This is a genomic window from Lysinibacillus sp. FSL K6-0075 (genome assembly GCF_038592945.1).
Lineage (GTDB): Bacteria > Bacillota > Bacilli > Bacillales_A > Planococcaceae > Lysinibacillus > Lysinibacillus fusiformis_F.
This window is the reverse complement of the sequence record NZ_CP151947.1, coordinates 4286359-4303259: the sequence shown is the minus strand read 5'-3', so window position 1 is coordinate 4303259 and position 16901 is coordinate 4286359. Positions and strand designations below refer to the sequence as shown.

Annotated in this window: 18 protein-coding genes; 14 read left to right on the top strand and 4 right to left on the bottom strand. The window is 36.5% G+C overall.

The features are described from left to right. From gatB to rlmD, 9 genes are all read left to right on the top strand, one after another. Positions 1 to 1428 carry an Asp-tRNA(Asn)/Glu-tRNA(Gln) amidotransferase subunit GatB gene (gene gatB / locus MHB65_RS21505; protein ID WP_342441664.1) on the top strand — a complete coding sequence of 476 codons (1428 nt, stop codon included), beginning with the start codon at positions 1 to 3 and terminating at the stop codon, positions 1426 to 1428. 157 nt (positions 1429 to 1585) lie between these two features. Continuing rightward, positions 1586 to 2149 (top strand): thioredoxin family protein, encoded by a 564-nt coding sequence (locus tag MHB65_RS21500; protein WP_342441663.1) that lies wholly within the window; start codon positions 1586 to 1588, stop codon positions 2147 to 2149. A 72-nt stretch (positions 2150 to 2221) separates the two neighbouring features. Beyond that, positions 2222 to 3136, top strand: coding sequence for a diacylglycerol kinase (locus tag MHB65_RS21495; RefSeq protein ID WP_004225701.1), 915 nt, complete (start codon positions 2222 to 2224; stop codon positions 3134 to 3136). A gap of 232 nt (positions 3137 to 3368) precedes the next feature. Next, on the top strand, positions 3369 to 3725 hold the full coding sequence (locus MHB65_RS21490; RefSeq protein WP_342441662.1) for a hypothetical protein: 357 nt from the start codon (positions 3369 to 3371) through the stop codon (positions 3723 to 3725). 227 nt (positions 3726 to 3952) lie between these two features. Then, positions 3953 to 4213, top strand: coding sequence for a hypothetical protein (locus MHB65_RS21485; RefSeq protein ID WP_342441661.1), 261 nt, complete (start codon positions 3953 to 3955; stop codon positions 4211 to 4213). Between the two features lie 327 nt (positions 4214 to 4540). Then, complete coding sequence (locus MHB65_RS21480; RefSeq protein ID WP_342441660.1) at positions 4541 to 5887, top strand: cytochrome ubiquinol oxidase subunit I; 1347 nt, start codon at positions 4541 to 4543, stop codon at positions 5885 to 5887. Next, entirely contained in the window at positions 5884 to 6909 is a 1026-nt protein-coding gene (locus MHB65_RS21475) for a cytochrome d ubiquinol oxidase subunit II (RefSeq protein WP_205445708.1), read from the top strand. Before MHB65_RS21480 ends, MHB65_RS21475 begins: the two co-directional genes overlap by 4 nt. A gap of 13 nt (positions 6910 to 6922) precedes the next feature. Further along, the gene (locus MHB65_RS21470) at positions 6923 to 7045 is read left to right on the top strand and encodes a hypothetical protein (protein WP_004225690.1); all 123 of its coding nucleotides are present in this window, start codon (positions 6923 to 6925) and stop codon (positions 7043 to 7045) included. Positions 7046 to 7154: 109 nt separating this feature from the next. Further along, the gene (gene rlmD, locus MHB65_RS21465; protein WP_342443774.1) at positions 7155 to 8528 is read left to right on the top strand and encodes a 23S rRNA (uracil(1939)-C(5))-methyltransferase RlmD; all 1374 of its coding nucleotides are present in this window, start codon (positions 7155 to 7157) and stop codon (positions 8526 to 8528) included. A gap of 29 nt (positions 8529 to 8557) precedes the next feature. Here rlmD and MHB65_RS21460 read toward each other — a convergent pair whose 3' ends face one another. The 4 genes from MHB65_RS21460 to MHB65_RS21445 form a co-directional block, all read right to left on the bottom strand. After that, positions 8558 to 8821, bottom strand: coding sequence for an IS3 family transposase (locus MHB65_RS21460; RefSeq protein WP_342441659.1), 264 nt, complete (start codon positions 8819 to 8821; stop codon positions 8558 to 8560). 73 nt (positions 8822 to 8894) lie between these two features. Beyond that, positions 8895 to 9350: a transposase gene (locus tag MHB65_RS21455; protein WP_342441658.1), complete on the bottom strand. Its 456-nt coding sequence runs from the start codon at positions 9348 to 9350 to the stop codon at positions 8895 to 8897. A 109-nt stretch (positions 9351 to 9459) separates the two neighbouring features. After that, positions 9460 to 9909, bottom strand: a complete 450-nt coding sequence (locus MHB65_RS21450) for a hypothetical protein (RefSeq protein ID WP_342441657.1) — start codon at positions 9907 to 9909, stop codon at positions 9460 to 9462. A gap of 1 nt (position 9910) precedes the next feature. Then, the gene (locus MHB65_RS21445) at positions 9911 to 10411 is read right to left on the bottom strand and encodes a hypothetical protein (protein ID WP_342441656.1); all 501 of its coding nucleotides are present in this window, start codon (positions 10409 to 10411) and stop codon (positions 9911 to 9913) included. 477 nt (positions 10412 to 10888) lie between these two features. Here MHB65_RS21445 and MHB65_RS21440 point away from each other — a divergent pair, with 477 nt between their 5' ends. The 5 genes from MHB65_RS21440 (at position 10889) to MHB65_RS21420 (ending at position 16862) form a co-directional block, all read left to right on the top strand. Next, complete coding sequence (locus MHB65_RS21440) at positions 10889 to 11236, top strand: hypothetical protein (RefSeq protein WP_342441655.1); 348 nt, start codon at positions 10889 to 10891, stop codon at positions 11234 to 11236. Positions 11237 to 11999: 763 nt separating this feature from the next. Then, positions 12000 to 13970, top strand: a complete 1971-nt coding sequence (locus MHB65_RS21435) for an AraC family transcriptional regulator (protein WP_342441654.1) — start codon at positions 12000 to 12002, stop codon at positions 13968 to 13970. Between the two features lie 350 nt (positions 13971 to 14320). Then, the gene (locus tag MHB65_RS21430; RefSeq protein ID WP_342441653.1) at positions 14321 to 15289 is read left to right on the top strand and encodes a tRNA-dihydrouridine synthase; all 969 of its coding nucleotides are present in this window, start codon (positions 14321 to 14323) and stop codon (positions 15287 to 15289) included. Positions 15290 to 15660: 371 nt separating this feature from the next. Then, positions 15661 to 16203, top strand: coding sequence for a DUF402 domain-containing protein (locus tag MHB65_RS21425; protein ID WP_342441652.1), 543 nt, complete (start codon positions 15661 to 15663; stop codon positions 16201 to 16203). Between the two features lie 239 nt (positions 16204 to 16442). Then, positions 16443 to 16862 carry a flavoprotein gene (locus MHB65_RS21420; RefSeq protein WP_342441651.1) on the top strand — a complete coding sequence of 140 codons (420 nt, stop codon included), beginning with the start codon at positions 16443 to 16445 and terminating at the stop codon, positions 16860 to 16862. Positions 16863 to 16901 lie beyond the last annotated feature (39 nt).

The window sequence follows — 16901 nt, the reverse complement described above, 5'->3', positions numbered from 1 at the left end:
ATGAACTTTGAAACAGTCATTGGTTTAGAAGTACACGTTGAGTTGAAAACAAACTCAAAAATCTTCTCACCAGCACCAGCTCACTTTGGTGCTGAACCAAATACAAATACAACAGTAATCGATTTAGGCTATCCTGGTGTCCTACCAGTCCTAAACAAAAATGTAGTAGATTTCGCTATGCGTGCAGCGCTTGCACTCAATATGGAAATCGAACAAGAAACAAAATTTGACCGTAAAAACTACTTCTATCCAGATAATCCGAAAGCTTATCAAATTTCACAATTTGATAAACCAATCGGTAAAAACGGCTGGATTGATATTGAAGTAGACGGCTATACAAAACGTATCGGTATTACACGTCTTCATATGGAAGAAGATGCTGGTAAGCTTTCACATGCTGGTGACCACTCATTAGTCGACTTTAACCGTCAAGGTACACCGCTTGTTGAAATCGTTTCTGAGCCAGACATTCGTACACCAAACGAAGCATATGCCTACCTAGAAAAATTAAAATCAATTATTCAATATACAGACGTATCTGATTGTAAGATGGAAGAAGGCTCACTACGTTGTGATGCCAACATTTCTATTCGTCCTTATGGTCAAGAAGAATTTGGTACAAAAACAGAGCTTAAAAACCTGAACTCCTTTAACTATGTTCGTCGTGGTTTAGAGCATGAAGAATTACGTCAAGCAGATGTATTATTATCTGGTGGTGTGATTGAGCAAGAAACACGTCGTTTTGATGAAAAAACAGGTAAAACAATTTTAATGCGTATTAAAGAGGGAACAGATGATTACCGTTACTTCCCAGAGCCAGACTTAGTTCGTCTTTCAATTGATGATGCATGGTTAGAGCGTGTGAAATCTGAAATTCCTGAGCTTCCAGATGCTCGTAAAAAGCGTTATGTTGAAGAATTAGGCTTAACACCATATGATGCTGGAGTTCTTGTTATTTCTAAAGAAATCTCAGACTTCTTTGAGGCAATGATAGTGAAAGGTGCAGATGCAAAGCTTTCTGCTAACTGGTTAATGGGTGATGTTTCTGCTTACTTAAACGCAGAGCAAAAAGATCTTAAAGATACTGCACTAACACCAGAAAACCTTTCTGAAATGGTGAAATTAATCACGGACGGTACAATTTCTTCTAAGATCGGTAAAAAAGTATTTGCTGAGTTAGTAGAAAATGGCGGCTCTGCACAGGATATTGTGAAAGCAAAAGGCTTAGTACAAATTTCTGATGAAGGTGCATTACTAGCAATCGTAACAGAAGTTTTAGATAACAATGCACAATCTATCGAAGACTTCAAAAATGGTAAGGACCGTGCTATTGGCTTCTTAGTTGGTCAAATTATGAAGGCAACAAAAGGTCAAGCCAACCCACCAATGGTTAATAAATTATTACAACAAGAAATTGCCAAACGATAATACTCGTTGTAACATAATAGCCGAGAGAGCTTCATTGCTCCCTCGGCTATTAATTTTCAAAAATGTAACAAATTTGCATTTTGCGAAACTTAATAGTTGTTTAAAAAGAGTATTCATAGCAAAATATAGAATAGACAATAATAAGGGGGACGAGCCAATGAAAACAGAACAACAATATTTTAACGAAGCTATATCAATACAACAATATATGGAGAACATGACGACATTGAAAGAAGAAAGCTTTCGTATTTATGATGGCTTTGAAGTACCAACAACTGATGGCTTTATCGAGTTATTAAAGGATAAGCAACCAAAGATTTTAACGATTACAGAAGATTGGTGCGGCGACGCAATGCTAAACAATCCGATTATTCGTCGTATTGCTGAAGCGGCAGGATTAGACATGCGTACCGTTTTCCGCGATGCAGATACAGAGCTAATTGATCGTTATTTAACAAATGGTGGTCGTGCAATCCCAATTTATCTATTGTTAGATGATGCTGGTGAGGTTGTTGGAAAATGGGGACCCCGTGCACCTGAATTACAAGAGTTAGTCGTAACGAAACGAGCAAGCTTACCAGATAAAGAAGATCCAACATTTGAAGAGGCGCAAAAGGCTCTTTATGCAGAAATTCGTGAGGAAAATATCTCGAATCAAACATATTGGACATATGTTTATGAGGATTTTAAAAAGCAAGTAACAGAAGCATTACAAAAATAACAAGAGCATTGCAACATTTCAGCGTATAAATCGTTGAATGAAGTAGAATCTTATGAAGCAGGAAGGTATGTTATGAAACGAGCAAGAATCATTTATAATCCTACATCTGGACGCGAAGTGTTTAAGAAACATCTACCAGAGGTGTTGGAAAAACTAGAGGTAGCAGGCTATGAGACATCCTGTCACGCAACAACATGTGAAGGCGATGCAACGCTTGCAGCAAAAAATGCGGTAGAACGCGGTTTTGATATCATCATCGCAGTTGGTGGAGATGGCACATTAAATGAAGTTGTTTCAGGTGTAAGTCCATTTGAAAACCGTCCAAAAGTTGGTCTAATTCCGATGGGCACTACAAATGATTTTGCCCGTGCCGTGCATATCCCTCGAAATATTGAAGAGGCTGTAGACATTATTATTCAAGGCGACACATTACCAGTGGATGTAGGTCTCTTAAATGGCGAACGCTATTTCATCAATATTGCTGCTGGCGGACGTATTACAGAACTAACTTACGAAGTACCAAGCAAAATGAAAACAATGCTTGGTCAGTTAGCCTATTATGTGAAGGCGGTTGAGATGATTCCTTCCATCAAAGCCTCACATATGCGTATTGAATATGATGGCGAAGTATTTGATGGCGACGCTATGATGTTCCTATGTGGTTTAACGAATTCAGTAGGAGGCTTTGAAAAACTAGCGCCTGATGCAAGTATTAATGATGGTTACTTTACTTTAATCGTACTAAAAAAAGTAAGCCTTCCTGAGTTTATTCAACTAGCTGCCATGGCATTAAGAGGCGAACATTTAAATGATGATCGTGTCATCTATAAAAAAGCTAGCGTTGTCAAAGTCACTACAGAAAATGAAGTCCACCTTAACCTAGATGGCGAATATGGCGGAGACGCTCCCGCTACATTTGAAAACCTGAAGCGTCACATCGAAATCTTTGTTCCTCTCGCAGATATTCGAGAGGAAGACCGTATTTAATGGTTAATGAACCCGAAAAGCTCATCCGATTTTATTGAGGATGAGCTTTATTTTGTATTTCTATTTGATTGGTTGCTTGAAGTTGGTGTACTTCACTCGAAAGGATGTCTAGAACACTCCAAAAGGTGAGGACTCCTCTAGGGAAGTCGATTGAAGCGCTCATATAAGTGAGGAAGCCGCTCCAGAAGTTGATTGAAGTGCTCAAAAAGGTGAGGAAGCCGCTCCAGAAGAAGTGAAAAGTGATCAAAAAGATAAGGAAGCCGCTCCAAAAGAAGTGAAAAGTGATCAAAAAGATAAGGAAGCCACTCCTAATGATGTGAAAAGTGACCAAAAAGGTGAGGGAGCCGCTCCAAAAGAAGTGAAAAGTGATCAAAAAGATGAGGAAGCCGCTCCAAAAGAAGTTAAAAGTGATCAAAAAGGTGAGGAAGCCGCTCCAAAAGAAGTGAAAAGTGATCAAGAAGATAAGGAAGCCGCTCCAAAAGAAGTGAAAAGTGATCAAAAAAGTGAGGAAGCCGCTCCAAAAGAAGTGAAAAGTGATCAAAAAGATAAGGAAGCCGCTCCAAATGATGTGAAAAGTGCTCCAAGGTAAGGAAGCCGCTCCAAAAGAAGTGAAAAGTGATCAAAAAGGTAAGGAAGCAGCTCCAAAGGAAGTGAAGAGTGATCAAAAAGATAAGGAAGCCGCTCCATAAGAAGTGAAAAGTGATCAAAAGGATGAGGAAGCCGCTCCAAAAGAAGTGAAAAGTGATCAAAAAGATAAGGAAGCCGCTCTATAAGAAGTGAAAAGCGCTCCAAGGTAAGGATACTGCTCCAAAGGAAGTGAAAAGTGATCAAAAAGGTGAGGAAGCCGCTCCAAAAAAAGTGAAAAGTGATCAAAAAGGTGAGGAAGCCGCTCCAAAAGAAGTGAAAAGTGATCAAAAAGATAAGGAAGCCGCTCCAAATGATGTGAAAAGTGATCAAAAAGATAAGGAAGCCGCTCCAAAAGAAGTGAAAAGTGATCAAAAAGGTGAGGGAGCCGCTCCAAAGGAAGTGAAAAGCGCTCCAAAAGGTAAGGACCCCGCTCAAAATCCTCTTAACTGAATTTCCAGCACTAGAATAAAACTGGCTAAATCCCATAAACGAAGCTTTAGAAGTAAGATTGTGAATGAAATTAGAAAAATGTTTGGCAAATGTGCGTATATTACTTGAACAAAATTTGAAACCTTAATAATAGACTGAAATTTCGGTCCGTTATTAAGGTTTTTTTCGTTGGAATAGTGGAAAATGGGGGTATGGATAAGGGAAAGGAAGTGTTGCCTTTGTATAAGTCACAAGAAAAGAAGCTTATATGGCTAAGCTTTGGTGTTGCAATTATTATGCTACTTTCTATTCTTGGAAGAATATTCGGAAGTTAAGGGGGGCAATGAGATGATTAATGAATCAGCGGTCTATTGGAGTCGAGCATTAACGGAGTTAACATTATCGTTCCATATTATTTATGCAACGATTGGTGTGGGCGTCCCCTTAATGATTATGATTGCTCAATGGACTGGGTATAAAAAGAATGATGAGCATTATATCTTAATGGCAAGACGTTGGGCCCGCGGTTTTGTCATTACTGTAGCAGTTGGTGTTGTAACTGGAACTGCAATTGGCTTACAACTTTCATTATTGTGGCCAAACTTTATGCAACTTGCTGGTCAAACAATTGCGTTACCACTTTTTATGGAAACGTTTGCATTTTTCTTTGAGGCCATATTCTTAGGCATCTATTTATATACATGGGATCGCTTTGATAGTCAGAAAAAGCATATGCTACTGTTAATCCCTGTTGCTGTGGGAGCATCGATGTCAGCAGTATTCATTACAATCGTCAATGCTTTTATGAACGCACCAAGAGGATTTGATATTGTAGACGGAGAACTTGTTAATATTCAACCTTTTCTTGCAATGTTTAACCCCGCTATGCCAACAAAGGTTGCACATGTACTTGTGACAGCGTATATGACATCGGCATTTGTGCTAGCAGCTATTGCAGGATATAGAATGCTAAAAGGCTCGAAGCATGTATACCATAAAAAATCATTACTTTTACTAATGAAAATTGGCTTGATTTTCTCCATTGCAGCAGCTATTATAGGAGATTTTTCAGGAAAATACTTAGCTGAATATCAACCCGAAAAACTAGCCGCAGCAGAATGGCATTTTGAAACAGAGGGTAAGGCATCACTTGTATTATTTGGTGTCTTAGATGGGGAGGAAGTAAAATATGCTATCAAAATTCCGTATGCTTTAAGTATTCTTGCACATTTTAATCCTAATGAAGAGGTAATCGGCTTAGATCAATTTGAGGAACAGGATCTACCGCCACTCTATATTCACTATCTCTTTGATATCATGGTTTCCATTGGTATGTTTATGGTGCTAGTTTCATTACTTTATGTTGTAGGGAAAGCACGGGGCTGGCAGTTTATTCATTCACGATGGTATAGATGGATTATCGTAGCGGGAGGACCACTATCAATTATCGCGATTGAAGCAGGTTGGTGGCTTGCTGAAGTTGGACGTCAACCATGGATACTTTATGGCCTAATGCGCACACCTGAAGGAGCTACGACGAGTGACCATGTGGATTTAATGCTGCTTTTATTCGCAGGAGTCTATGCAGTATTAGCAGTGGGAAGTATTGTCGTATTGGTAAGAATGTTTAAAAAGAACCCAATCGAACGCGAGATTGAAGATCGCCACTCTGAAAAAGGCGGTGACATCCTATGACGTTAGAGATTTTAGGTATTTCAGTATTATGGATATTCCTATTCGGCTATGTCATTGTCGCATCGATCGATTTCGGTGCTGGTTTCTTTAATGCATACAGCCTACTTATTGGAAAAAATCATATTTTAACAAATATTATTAAACGTTATTTATCGCCTGTCTGGGAAGTTACCAATGTCTTTTTAGTGTTCTTCTTTGTAGGAATCGTAGGATTTTTCCCGCAAACTGCTTTTTATTACGGAACGATTTTACTTGTGCCAGTCAGTATTTCGCTTGTGCTATTGGCAATTCGTGGCTCCTACTATGCCTTTGAATCGTATGGTACACGGGGACATATCGGATATACGCTGACATATGGTGTAGCAGGTTTATTAATTCCCGCTTCTTTATCGGTTGTCTTTGCTATTGCAGGAGGAGGCTATGTTGATCTAATTAATGGGCAACCTGTGCTAAACTACTGGACTTTATATACAAGTCCATTTGCTTGGAGCATTGTGGTACTGAGTATCGCCGCTGTATTGTATATTTCAGCCGTATTTTTAACATGGTACGCACATAAAGCAAATGACATCGAAGCAACAAAACTGATGCGAAAATATGCACTTGTGTGGGCAGCACCGCTAATGATCAGTGCACTTGGCATTATGTATGAAATGAAATCCATCAACCCAGAGAGCTATAGTCATATGGTAAATTTATGGTGGATGTTTGCGATTTCAGCTGTCTTATTTATTGTCACAGTCGTACTCATTGCCATGCGTAAAAAGTACGGACTTGCAGTTGGACTCCTGATTGCTCAATTTGCTGTAGCCTTCTTTGCTTATGGAATTGCTCAATATCCGTACTTACTGTATCCGTATTTAACAATTTACGATAGCTTTACAAGCACACAAATGGCGATTGCTTTAGTTATCGCATTTATTTTAGGGCTATGTCTCCTTCTTCCTTCACTTTATTTATTGATGAAATTATTCTTGTTCAATAAAAATTATGTGACAGGAAAAGAAGACAATCACGCATAGGAGGAAAGCAGATATGCAAAGTTTTTTAATTTTTTATGCACCTTTTATTGTCGTCATTCTAGGGATCTTGTGTGCATTTTGGTGGGCACCAAGGGATTATCATATTACAAAAGAGCAGGAAAAGAGTCGCGAATAGCGACTCTTTTTTCAAGTTAATTAGCAGAGATACGTAACCACCATGTCTTGTTCTTTTTTCATTCGCCAACACATGCTACAATAAGGAGATTGAAATGGAGGATGTACGAATGTCAGCACCCGTGAAAAAAAATGAAAGACTTTCAGTTTATATAGAAGATCTAACGCATGATGGCAATGGTGTCGCAAAGGTTGGTGGTTATCCACTATTCATACAAGGCGCACTGCCAAACGAAACGGCCGAAATCCATGTGGTAAAAACCTTAAAAAACTACGGCTTTGCAAAGGTAATAGATATCATCAAGCCATCTCCAGACCGTGTTGAAGCACCTTGTGATTACTTCAAGCAGTGTGGCGGCTGTCAATTACAGCATTTATCCTATGAGGGACAGCTCAAATGGAAAGAAAATATGGTGCGCAATGTGATGCAGCGCATTGGTAAAATTAATGCACCTGTCCACCCAGTAAAAGGTATGAAAGAACCTTGGCACTACCGTAATAAAGCGCAAATTCCTTTCTCTGAAAATGAAGCAGGACAAGCGATTGCAGGCTTTTATAAAACAAAAACGCATAGCATTGTGGATATGGATCGCTGCTTGATTCAAACAGGAGAAGCAGATGCTATCCTTGCAGGCTTGAAAAAAGAATTAGCAGCGCTAGGTATTCGCTCTTACAATGAGCATACACATGAGGGCATGTTGCGTCATGTCGTTATCCGTAAAGCACGAGCAACAGGCGAAGTCATGGTTGTTCTTGTAACGAAAAAGAAAAAGTTCCCACAAAAAGAGGCAGCTATTGCAGTAATTCAAAAGCTAGTGCCAAACGTTACATCGATTATGCAAAATGTGAACAGTGAGAAAACCAATGTTATTTTTGGTGATGACACAATCAACCTTTGGGGTAAAGACGTTATAATTGATACAATTGGTGACGTACGTTTTGAAATCTCTGCTCGTTCCTTCTACCAAGTCAACCCAGAGCAAACAGAGGTCCTCTACAAGCAAGCATTGGATTATGCTGACTTGCAGGGAGATGAACGTGTCATTGATGCGTATTGTGGAATTGGTACGATCTCTTTATTCCTAGCACAAAAAGCCAAGGCTGTCATGGGCGTGGAAATTGTCCCACAAGCAATTGAAGATGCCAAACGTAACGCACAGCTTAATGGTTTTACAAATACTTATTTTGAGGCAGGCCCAGCAGAGGAAGTTATCCCAAGATGGTATAAAGAAGGCAAGGAAGCAGACGTACTAGTAGTTGATCCACCGCGCAAAGGCTGCGATGAAGCACTGCTAACTACTATTCTAGAGCAACGCCCAAAACGAGTGGTCTATGTATCCTGTAATCCAGCCACACTAGCACGCGATCTTCGCATTTTAGAGGACGGCGGCTATCAAACACAGGAAATCCAGCCAGTGGATATGTTCCCGCATTCGACGCATGTGGAGTGTGTCTCGCAACTCATTTTAAAAGAAGGCAACTAACCATGGCTAGTTGCCCTTCTAAACAGTTTTTATTCTACTTGTAAGGGGTTCATCCGTTGTACCTTTTTATGATTGATGACATAGCCTTGTACTTTTAATTCAAATAAAATGCGGCGATATCCATATTTTCCTTCATGTGTTTTAAAAAGTTGTAAAATAATTTCTTTCCACTCTTTATCTGGCTCTTCTTTCTTAAGTTGGTGTACTTGATAATGATACGTTGCTTCTGGAATGCCTACTACCTGAAGTATATCGATTAATCGGAACCCTTCTTCTTTGAGTTCGAATGCCATCGCTGCTTGTGCTTTTCGAGGTAGGCACTCGGGTTCTCCTGAAAAGCGTCTAACTTTTTTAAATAGGCAATTTCTAAACGCGAAGAAGCTCATTTTCACGTTCTAATTGTTCTTCACGAGATAATTCTTTTTCTACGTTCACTGGTTTCACTTTTTGTTTTTTAGATATAGGAGGTTGTCCTTTCGCTTTTTCTTTTAGACTTTCTATACCTACTTTTAGAAAAATACTGTTCCAGCCCGCGATTAAAGAGGGATTATTCATGTTAAATTCCATCGCTGTATCTAGGTAAGAAGCTCCTGTTTGCTTCATAAAGTTTAATACATCTAATTTGAATTGAACAGAATAAACTTGCTTTGTCCGCTTTCTACATAGCCCATCTTCACCAAATTCTTTATTGGCACGTACCCATTTTTTTAGTTGAGATTCAGCTGGAATACCATATTTAATGGCTAATAATTTATAGCCTAAAGTACCTTCTAAATATTCTTTAACAACGATTAGTTTAAAATCATCGCTATATTTTGCCATATGAAAACACCCCAAAAATTAGATTTTAACTCTAACTTTTAGGGTGCAGTATAAAATGGGCTTCTTTTTTGTAGGCACTTCTATCTGTTTTTTCTACTTATTAAACTTTCTAATAATATAGTATATGCTTTTTTGTGTAATTAATTTTTATTTTTTCATATGGAGTTAATAAATATATAGAATTACCTTCATTTAACAACTCCATATCTAATTCACCAATAGATGAAATCGAATTTAACGACTCTTCTCCAGTAACATTTGTACCCACATTTGTTCTTAATGGATATTTTTTATCGTTAATAACGATATTTAATTCCTTCCAATTTGAGGGATTTCCTAAAGGACTATTTAATTTAATTTTTACAATATCATCTTCAAGCGTAAAATTAGTTAATTCGATATAGCTATCTTTATGATGTATTTGAATTTTATCACTTAACATGAAAATATCTGCATCACTGAATATAACATTTTTTTTAATAAATACTACGGGTGAAGCTATTACGCAAAATATAATTACTATAAATAATAGATTTCTTTTATTATTCATCTTAGGCATATTAAGAAGTCTTTACAGAAAATGTAATTTGTCCTGAAGTATTGCCTGTATTACGAATGTATAATTTATAATCTGCAAGCCCTGAATCTAAATTAAATGTAAATTCACCCGTGCTATTAAAATTTGTAGAATCCACCGTTGCTCCAGTATCTCTGTTTATAAGAGTTACCTTTAAAGGTAGTGATGGATTTTTTTTAATAGTCACTTTAACTTTTGAATGTGTACCCCATAATACTCCACTATTGTCAAAGCTTACTAATGTATCCATACCCGCTCCTAAAGTTACAGTTAGAGTATCATTATAACTTCTCGGGCCAATCTCGATCGGTTGCGCAACATATTCTCCCTCTACAGATGTTTCAACTAATGTATAGGATACTTCAGTCGATTGTTCTTCTTGTATTGAAGATGTGTCTAACTCACTAGCAAATGCTTGTGGAGATAAACCTGGAAAAGTTAGAGTAGCTAATCCTAAAGCCATTACTGTTTTAAATTTTTTCATTTCTAATCCTCCAAAATATGTTTTTTGCCCACATATAAATATTACAATAATGTAAATTTATTGTAAATATGTATTTTGATTATTTTTGTATAAAATTGTCTTTTTGTGTCTAAGTTTTGCACATGCTCTGCTATGTTCTGAAGGATTTCATAGTTTGATGAATTTACTAACAATCAAATATAAAGACTAAATAATAGTTATATAAGTAATAAAAAACCCCATAAAAGGCCTGATAAGCTCCCCAATAGGTAGACAGATTATAAAATAAAATCTGTTTATCAGATGGGGAGTTTTTCTCATGCCTAAAAATCATTTTCATTAGATATAAAATTATTAGCACTTCAATATTTTGATTGGATAGAAGGAAAACTTAAAGATTTTAAATTAACAGATATACTTATCTTTTTAATGAAAAATAAAGAGGTAGAAAAAGTAATTAATAGGTATAAACTTCGAAAGGTTTGGGATGATATTGGTATGAATCTAAATAACTTTGTACATGCAAATGTTTTTTTGTATGTTCGGATGAAATATGCTAATTTTAATTCCAAAAGTATAGAAAGAATTTTAAAAGATATTAAATTTAAAATGGAATATATCATTTCAATATTTGTTATATTAATAATTTTAATAAAACCAAATTTGATAGCAGCTAGCGATTATGTAGATGCATTAGATTTGGGTATTCAACCCGAAATAGGTAGCCAGTATTTTGTAGCACCTTTCATTCAAAATTATCTTGATGAACATATTGTAAATCTTAATCCGGAGATAAAAACTTTATTAAAGATAGTGTGTATATGGATATTAATTAGTACTTGTTGATTGGAAATTCATAGGGAATTATTTCACTGAGCGACTTGAGAACATTGAATGGAGCCAAATAAATAGATCTGTTATAACCGCATTAACAAAACACTCTAATTTAACGAAGTATTATATTTGTGTACCTAGGGATTTTAACGACAGTAGAAAAAAAGCCCGAATGGAAAGTCTATTACTTCCTCATTGGGTAAATGGCAGCAGTACGTTAAAGAGTGGACTGAATTAGCTCAGTCGAAAAAAGTGAATGTGGAGTTTATTTATTCGCGACGCCACGAGTTGAACATGATGTTACAAACAGAAGATACTAATTATATCGGAAGATAAATTATTAGAATTGTTAAAAGTTCAGGAAGAAAAAACGAAAATAAAATTATTGAGGCTTATGAAATTTACTGAAAAATAAAAGAGTAGATACTTGGATGCTCGTATACTATTTAATAAATCATCAAACAAAATTTCAGAATCAAAATTTAAATCTAAGTAGAGAGTTATACTTTGAGTATAAAAATAATTCAAATATTTTTAACGTAAGAAAAAATATGCTGGTTGCTAAAGATTTATAGGGAGAACATATTAAATCAGTTTCTGAATGATTGTAGGTGTTAGCTCCGTTATTGGTTGTTTAGGGTTAAGTTGTCGTAGAATATGTGTTTTTTAATTCGGCAACATCTAAATTTGCATTATTATCCTCAAATTGAAGTTGATAATCATTATCATTTATATTACCATACAAATATGATGTGGATTGAAGGAGTCGAGATATATGTTGGAAGATGTGGATTCAACTAATCATTTTACAAAAGAAATGATCGATATGGCTGTACAGTTATGGACACGCTCATCCATTTCATTAATAGATGTTCGTTACAAAATGCTTCATCCAGACAAGCCGATCCAAAGTTACAGGATGCCGACTAGTATGTTGGTATATACCTGTGGGGGAACGGCTAATGTAAAACTGGATCACACATTATATCAATCGGAACGCTTTGGTATTTTTCATGGAGGGAAAGGAACGGAATTATCGATTCATCCTACTAGCAGAAGTCTTGAGACTTACATGGTGCTGTATAGAGCAGAAACTCCTCCAATTTACAAAAGACAAATTTATCGTTTGTTAGAACATATTAATCCGTTTATACAAACGTATGGATTCTCACCAGGGAATCCCATTTTTTTTAAGGAGAAGTTTTTGAATATGAAAGACCATTGGGATCAGGAATCTGTGTTAAATCAATTTTATTCAAAGATTGTTCTGTATCAGATTGTCTATGAGATTTACAATGAGTTGGAGAAGGGAGATATTCTTTATTTCCAGCCCGATTATGTGGCTTTAGCCAAGCAATATCTGGAGCAACACTATAGCGAACCTGTGTCTATTCAACAGCTTATTGAAATGCTACCCATTAGTAGGAGCCAGTTAATTAGGCTTTTTAAAAAACGCGAGCATAAAAGCCTTCAGGAGTACTTGAATGAGATAAGGCTGGATTCGGCAAAGCGGCATTTGCAATACACAAATGCTACTATTCAAGAAATCGCAGCTGGGTGTGGATTTGTGGACGGATTAAATTTAATCCGCATGTTTAAAAAATATAATCATATGACGCCAAGTGAGTATCGGATAAAAATGATAACTGAAATGGACATTAATGATATTGATAATGATTATCATCCTCATTACAATGAGAGAGTACTAGATAAATTAGTCAAATCTAAGGGAAATGAGGAATTATTAATGTTCGGAAAGATAAGAAATAAGGAAATAATATTGGCGGCAGCCATGAGTTTGATGTTGTTGTTATCGGGGTGTTCATCGACTGCGCCTGTCAATAATGGAGCGACGACGAGCCCGTCAGAGACGCAAACACAGACAACATCAAATGCTGATACTAAGGAGACGCCGCAAACGAGAATTGTACCCACGCTCAAAGGAGATGTGGAAGTGCCTGTTAACCCACAGCGGGTCGTTGTCTTGTATTTGATGGGCGATCTGCTTGCTCTAGGAATAAAGCCTGTTGGTATCTCCACTCTGGTGGGAGAAGGTGATGCGGCTATCGCTAGCGAATTGGATGGTATTACCACTTTGGGAGATGGGCAACCGAGCCCAGAAGCGGTGCTTGCCCTAGATCCGGATCTCATTATTGTTACAACAGATGAAATTTACGACAATCTTAATAAAATCGCCCCGACTCTTTATATACCATATGATTTACCTGTAGAAGAACGCATGGAAATCTTGGGGAAAGCATTTGGTAAAGAAGACCAGGCCAAAGAACTTTTGGACAATTTTTATAATAAGGTGGAACTAAGCAAGCAGAAGTTGCAGCAAGCTGGTATTTTGGACAAAACCGTCACAATTATGGAAAGCAACAAAGGTTCTATGGCTGTAATGGTGGGGATGGGTTACGGACGTGGGTCACAGATTATTTATCAATATTTAGGGATGAAAGCACCTGAAATTGTGCAACAGAAAATAGAAACCTCCAAAAATGATGCTACTAGCATGGATGTTTCCTACGAAGTATTGACTCAGTATGCTGGTGATTATGTCTTTCGCTCTGCCTTTGAAGGAATGGAAGATTTATCAGACAACCGCATTTGGAATAACATTCCGGCAGTGAAGGAGGACAGACTTATCGATATGAGCTTTGGGTTGTTCTTCTACAATGATATCTTTTCGCTAGATAAGCAGCTTGACTTTGTCGTGGATAGCTTGCTGAATACTGTGAAATAAGAGGAACCCCAATGAATGTAATAACGTAGATAATTAATCTGATAACGGTATCCTTAAAATCAAAAAAATTCTGCCTACAGTTTAATTACAGAATAGATGAGATAAAATTGACCATGGATAGATTGTGAAGCTGTCACGTGCTTGAAGTGGGTATAATAAAAGTAGATGAGATAGAGAAAATCTATACCATCTGCTTTTTTGTTTTTTAAAATACCATTTAGGACTGATTTTCGTTAAAATTAACATTGTTGATTTTTACATTGGCTAATGAGATAAATGTAACATTTGACTTTATAATTTTTAACTGAGAGCATAGAGTTTTATCCATAGTGAGAGGATTTGGAATTAACATGATAGATAATTTTTGGCGTGATTTACCAAGACCATTTTTTGTGCTTGCACCGATGGAAGATGTGACAGATGTTGTTTTTCGTCACGTTGTAAGTGAAGCTGGTCGACCAGATGTGTTTTTTACTGAGTTTACAAATTCGGATAGCTACTGTCATCCAGAGGGAAAGAAAAGTGTGCGTGGCCGTTTGCTCTTTACAGAAGATGAGCAGCCAATGGTGGCACATATTTGGGGAGATAATCCCGAGTATTTCCGTGAAATGAGTATTGGTATGGCAGAGCTGGGTTTTAAAGGAATTGATATTAATATGGGCTGCCCTGTACCGAATGTAGCATCAAGAGGGAAGGGGAGTGGCCTTATTCTCCGTCCAGATGTCGCGGCAGAATTGATTCAAGCAGCAAAAGCGGGTGGACTGCCTGTCAGCGTGAAAACGCGACTTGGTTACAAGGATGTAAATGAGTGGGAGGATTGGCTAACGCATATTTTAAAGCAGGATATTGCGAACCTTTCGATTCATCTGCGAACAAGAAAGGAAATGAGCCTAGTAGATGCGCATTGGGAGCTTATTCCGGAAATCAAAAAGTTACGTGACCGTATTGCACCCAATACGCTACTAACAATCAATGGAGATATTCCTGACCGTCAAACGGGACTGCAGCTAGCTGAACAATACGGTATTGATGGCGTGATGATTGGGCGAGGTATTTTTAAAAATCCTTTTGCTTTTGAAAAAGAGCCAAAAGAGCATAGCAGTAAAGAGTATCTTGATCTTTTAAGACTGCAGCTAGATCTTCAAGATCAATATGCGGAAGAACTACCATGTTCCATCACAGGGCTTCATCGTTTCTTCAAAATTTATGTCAAAGGATTCCGTGGAGCAGGCGAATTAAGAAGTCAATTGATGAACACAAAATCAACGGATGAAGTGCGTGCCTTACTGGATAACTTTGAATCAAACAATATTGAATGACAATGAAATAATGGAACTGCCAATAAAGTCGTAGTAAATAACATTAGAAGTAGGAGCAAAGATTTGGAGATAAGATTTTCCTTTCTTTGCTCCTTTTAATTTATCGCTGTTGGGGCGGCTTTTTATTTATACAAGCCCTACTTTTAGTCATACTAATTTAGAAAGGTGAAGAAAAAGTTCAATGTAGATTTGAAATAAAGTCACGATATTTATAAAAAGATTTGATTAAAAATCCTGTGTTGCTATGCAGGATTTTTTACTTGTTCCACAAACGGGCCAGATTGTTGAATAACATTATTTTACGCAATGGTACAAAAATCCGCTTATATGTTATAATTTACCAATAATATTAATTGAGGAGCGATTATCTTTTGAAAAAGCGATTTTTACATAGAAATGATTGGACTAGAATTATACAACGCGACTATTCCATAGAGCAGATAAATGACAAAGATTTTAATGGATTTATTGCTCTTATAAAAATGAATGAAGTAAAAGAACTGTTAATAACTGAATATTTAATTAAAAATCTTTGTATTGTTGATAACAATTACTTATGGTTACAACAACTACCACTCAATGAAAATTTCGCTATTACATCAATGTTTAATGAAAATGGAGAAATTATTCAGTGGTACATAGATATCACATATGAAAATGGCGTTGAGAATGGAGAACCCTATATGATGGACTTATTTTTAGATATTGTTGTATTACCAACTGGAGAAATCATTGAAAAAGATAAAGATGAATTAGAAGAGGCTCTACACAATGATTGGATTACAAAATCACAATACGATTTTGCCTATCGAGTTTTTAATCAAGTGTTGAAACAAATACACGAAGGTACTTTTAAATACTTTGATTTAAGTTTGAAGCATCGAGACTATTTATTAGGTAAGATTCGTGAATAAATCATGCTTTAATATTTCATTACCAAATGAAAGTTTGAGTTTTACTTTAGGGGCAGTTTAAAAAAGGATGTTCAACAATCGGACGCTATTCTTGAAGGTGAATTGTGACTTTTTCAGCAACTGGGCTATTTAATTGAATAAAATACAAGAATTAAATTGGACGTGGAAATTGTGAAGAAAAGTACTTAAACTAACGGCAATTTAGTAGAATAAGAATCATTATATAAGGAGGTTTTTTTATGGAAAATAATTCATTTCGCAAGTTTCTTGATTTTTATCTAGAAGTTTGGAGAAATTCATCATTAACAGACTTGAAAAATATAATTTCCAAGGATTATAAAGCAAGAGAGATTTCAAGTGGCGAATTAGTAGACTTTGGTTATGAAGAGTCAATAATTGGTTGGGAACAAGGCTTTAATTTCGCAAAAGAAAAAGAAAATAAATGGGATTTAAATGAAATTTCAATAATTCCTTTACGGGAAGATGAATTTATGGCTATCTTGTCTGCTACATTAGTTATCGGTGGAAAGAAGTTAGAGAATGTTAGCTTATTTTTTCAAACGTTTAAAAAGAAAGAAAACGATGATTGGAATTTGATACGAAGTTACATAGAAACAGGAGTACCTAATGATAATGTAAAAAAAATCCAATGCAACTAACGTGATTTTAGTTCAATAACAATCTTCAACAATCTGGCC

Excerpts from the sequence above, each read along its gene's own strand:
- MHB65_RS21475 (WP_205445708.1), top strand. The coding sequence starts at position 5,884 with ATGACGTTAGAGATTTTAGGTATTTCAGTATTATGGATATTCCTATTC.
- MHB65_RS21430 (WP_342441653.1), top strand. The coding sequence starts at position 14,321 with ATGATAGATAATTTTTGGCGTGATTTACCAAGACCATTTTTTGTGCTT.
- MHB65_RS21470 (WP_004225690.1), top strand. The coding sequence starts at position 6,923 with ATGCAAAGTTTTTTAATTTTTTATGCACCTTTTATTGTCGTCATTCTA.
- MHB65_RS21445 (WP_342441656.1), bottom strand. The coding sequence starts at position 10,411 with ATGAAAAAATTTAAAACAGTAATGGCTTTAGGATTAGCTACTCTAACT.
- MHB65_RS21460 (WP_342441659.1), bottom strand. The coding sequence starts at position 8,821 with ATGGCATTCGAACTCAAAGAAGAAGGGTTCCGATTAATCGATATACTT.
- MHB65_RS21495 (WP_004225701.1), top strand. The coding sequence starts at position 2,222 with ATGAAACGAGCAAGAATCATTTATAATCCTACATCTGGACGCGAAGTG.
- MHB65_RS21440 (WP_342441655.1), top strand. The coding sequence starts at position 10,889 with ATGAATCTAAATAACTTTGTACATGCAAATGTTTTTTTGTATGTTCGG.
- rlmD (WP_342443774.1), top strand. The coding sequence starts at position 7,155 with ATGTCAGCACCCGTGAAAAAAAATGAAAGACTTTCAGTTTATATAGAA.
- MHB65_RS21420 (WP_342441651.1), top strand. The coding sequence starts at position 16,443 with ATGGAAAATAATTCATTTCGCAAGTTTCTTGATTTTTATCTAGAAGTT.
- MHB65_RS21455 (WP_342441658.1), bottom strand. The coding sequence starts at position 9,350 with ATGGCAAAATATAGCGATGATTTTAAACTAATCGTTGTTAAAGAATAT.
- MHB65_RS21480 (WP_342441660.1), top strand. The coding sequence starts at position 4,541 with ATGATTAATGAATCAGCGGTCTATTGGAGTCGAGCATTAACGGAGTTA.
- MHB65_RS21450 (WP_342441657.1), bottom strand. The coding sequence starts at position 9,909 with ATGCCTAAGATGAATAATAAAAGAAATCTATTATTTATAGTAATTATA.
- gatB (WP_342441664.1), top strand. The coding sequence starts at position 1 with ATGAACTTTGAAACAGTCATTGGTTTAGAAGTACACGTTGAGTTGAAA.
- MHB65_RS21435 (WP_342441654.1), top strand. The coding sequence starts at position 12,000 with ATGTTGGAAGATGTGGATTCAACTAATCATTTTACAAAAGAAATGATC.
- MHB65_RS21500 (WP_342441663.1), top strand. The coding sequence starts at position 1,586 with ATGAAAACAGAACAACAATATTTTAACGAAGCTATATCAATACAACAA.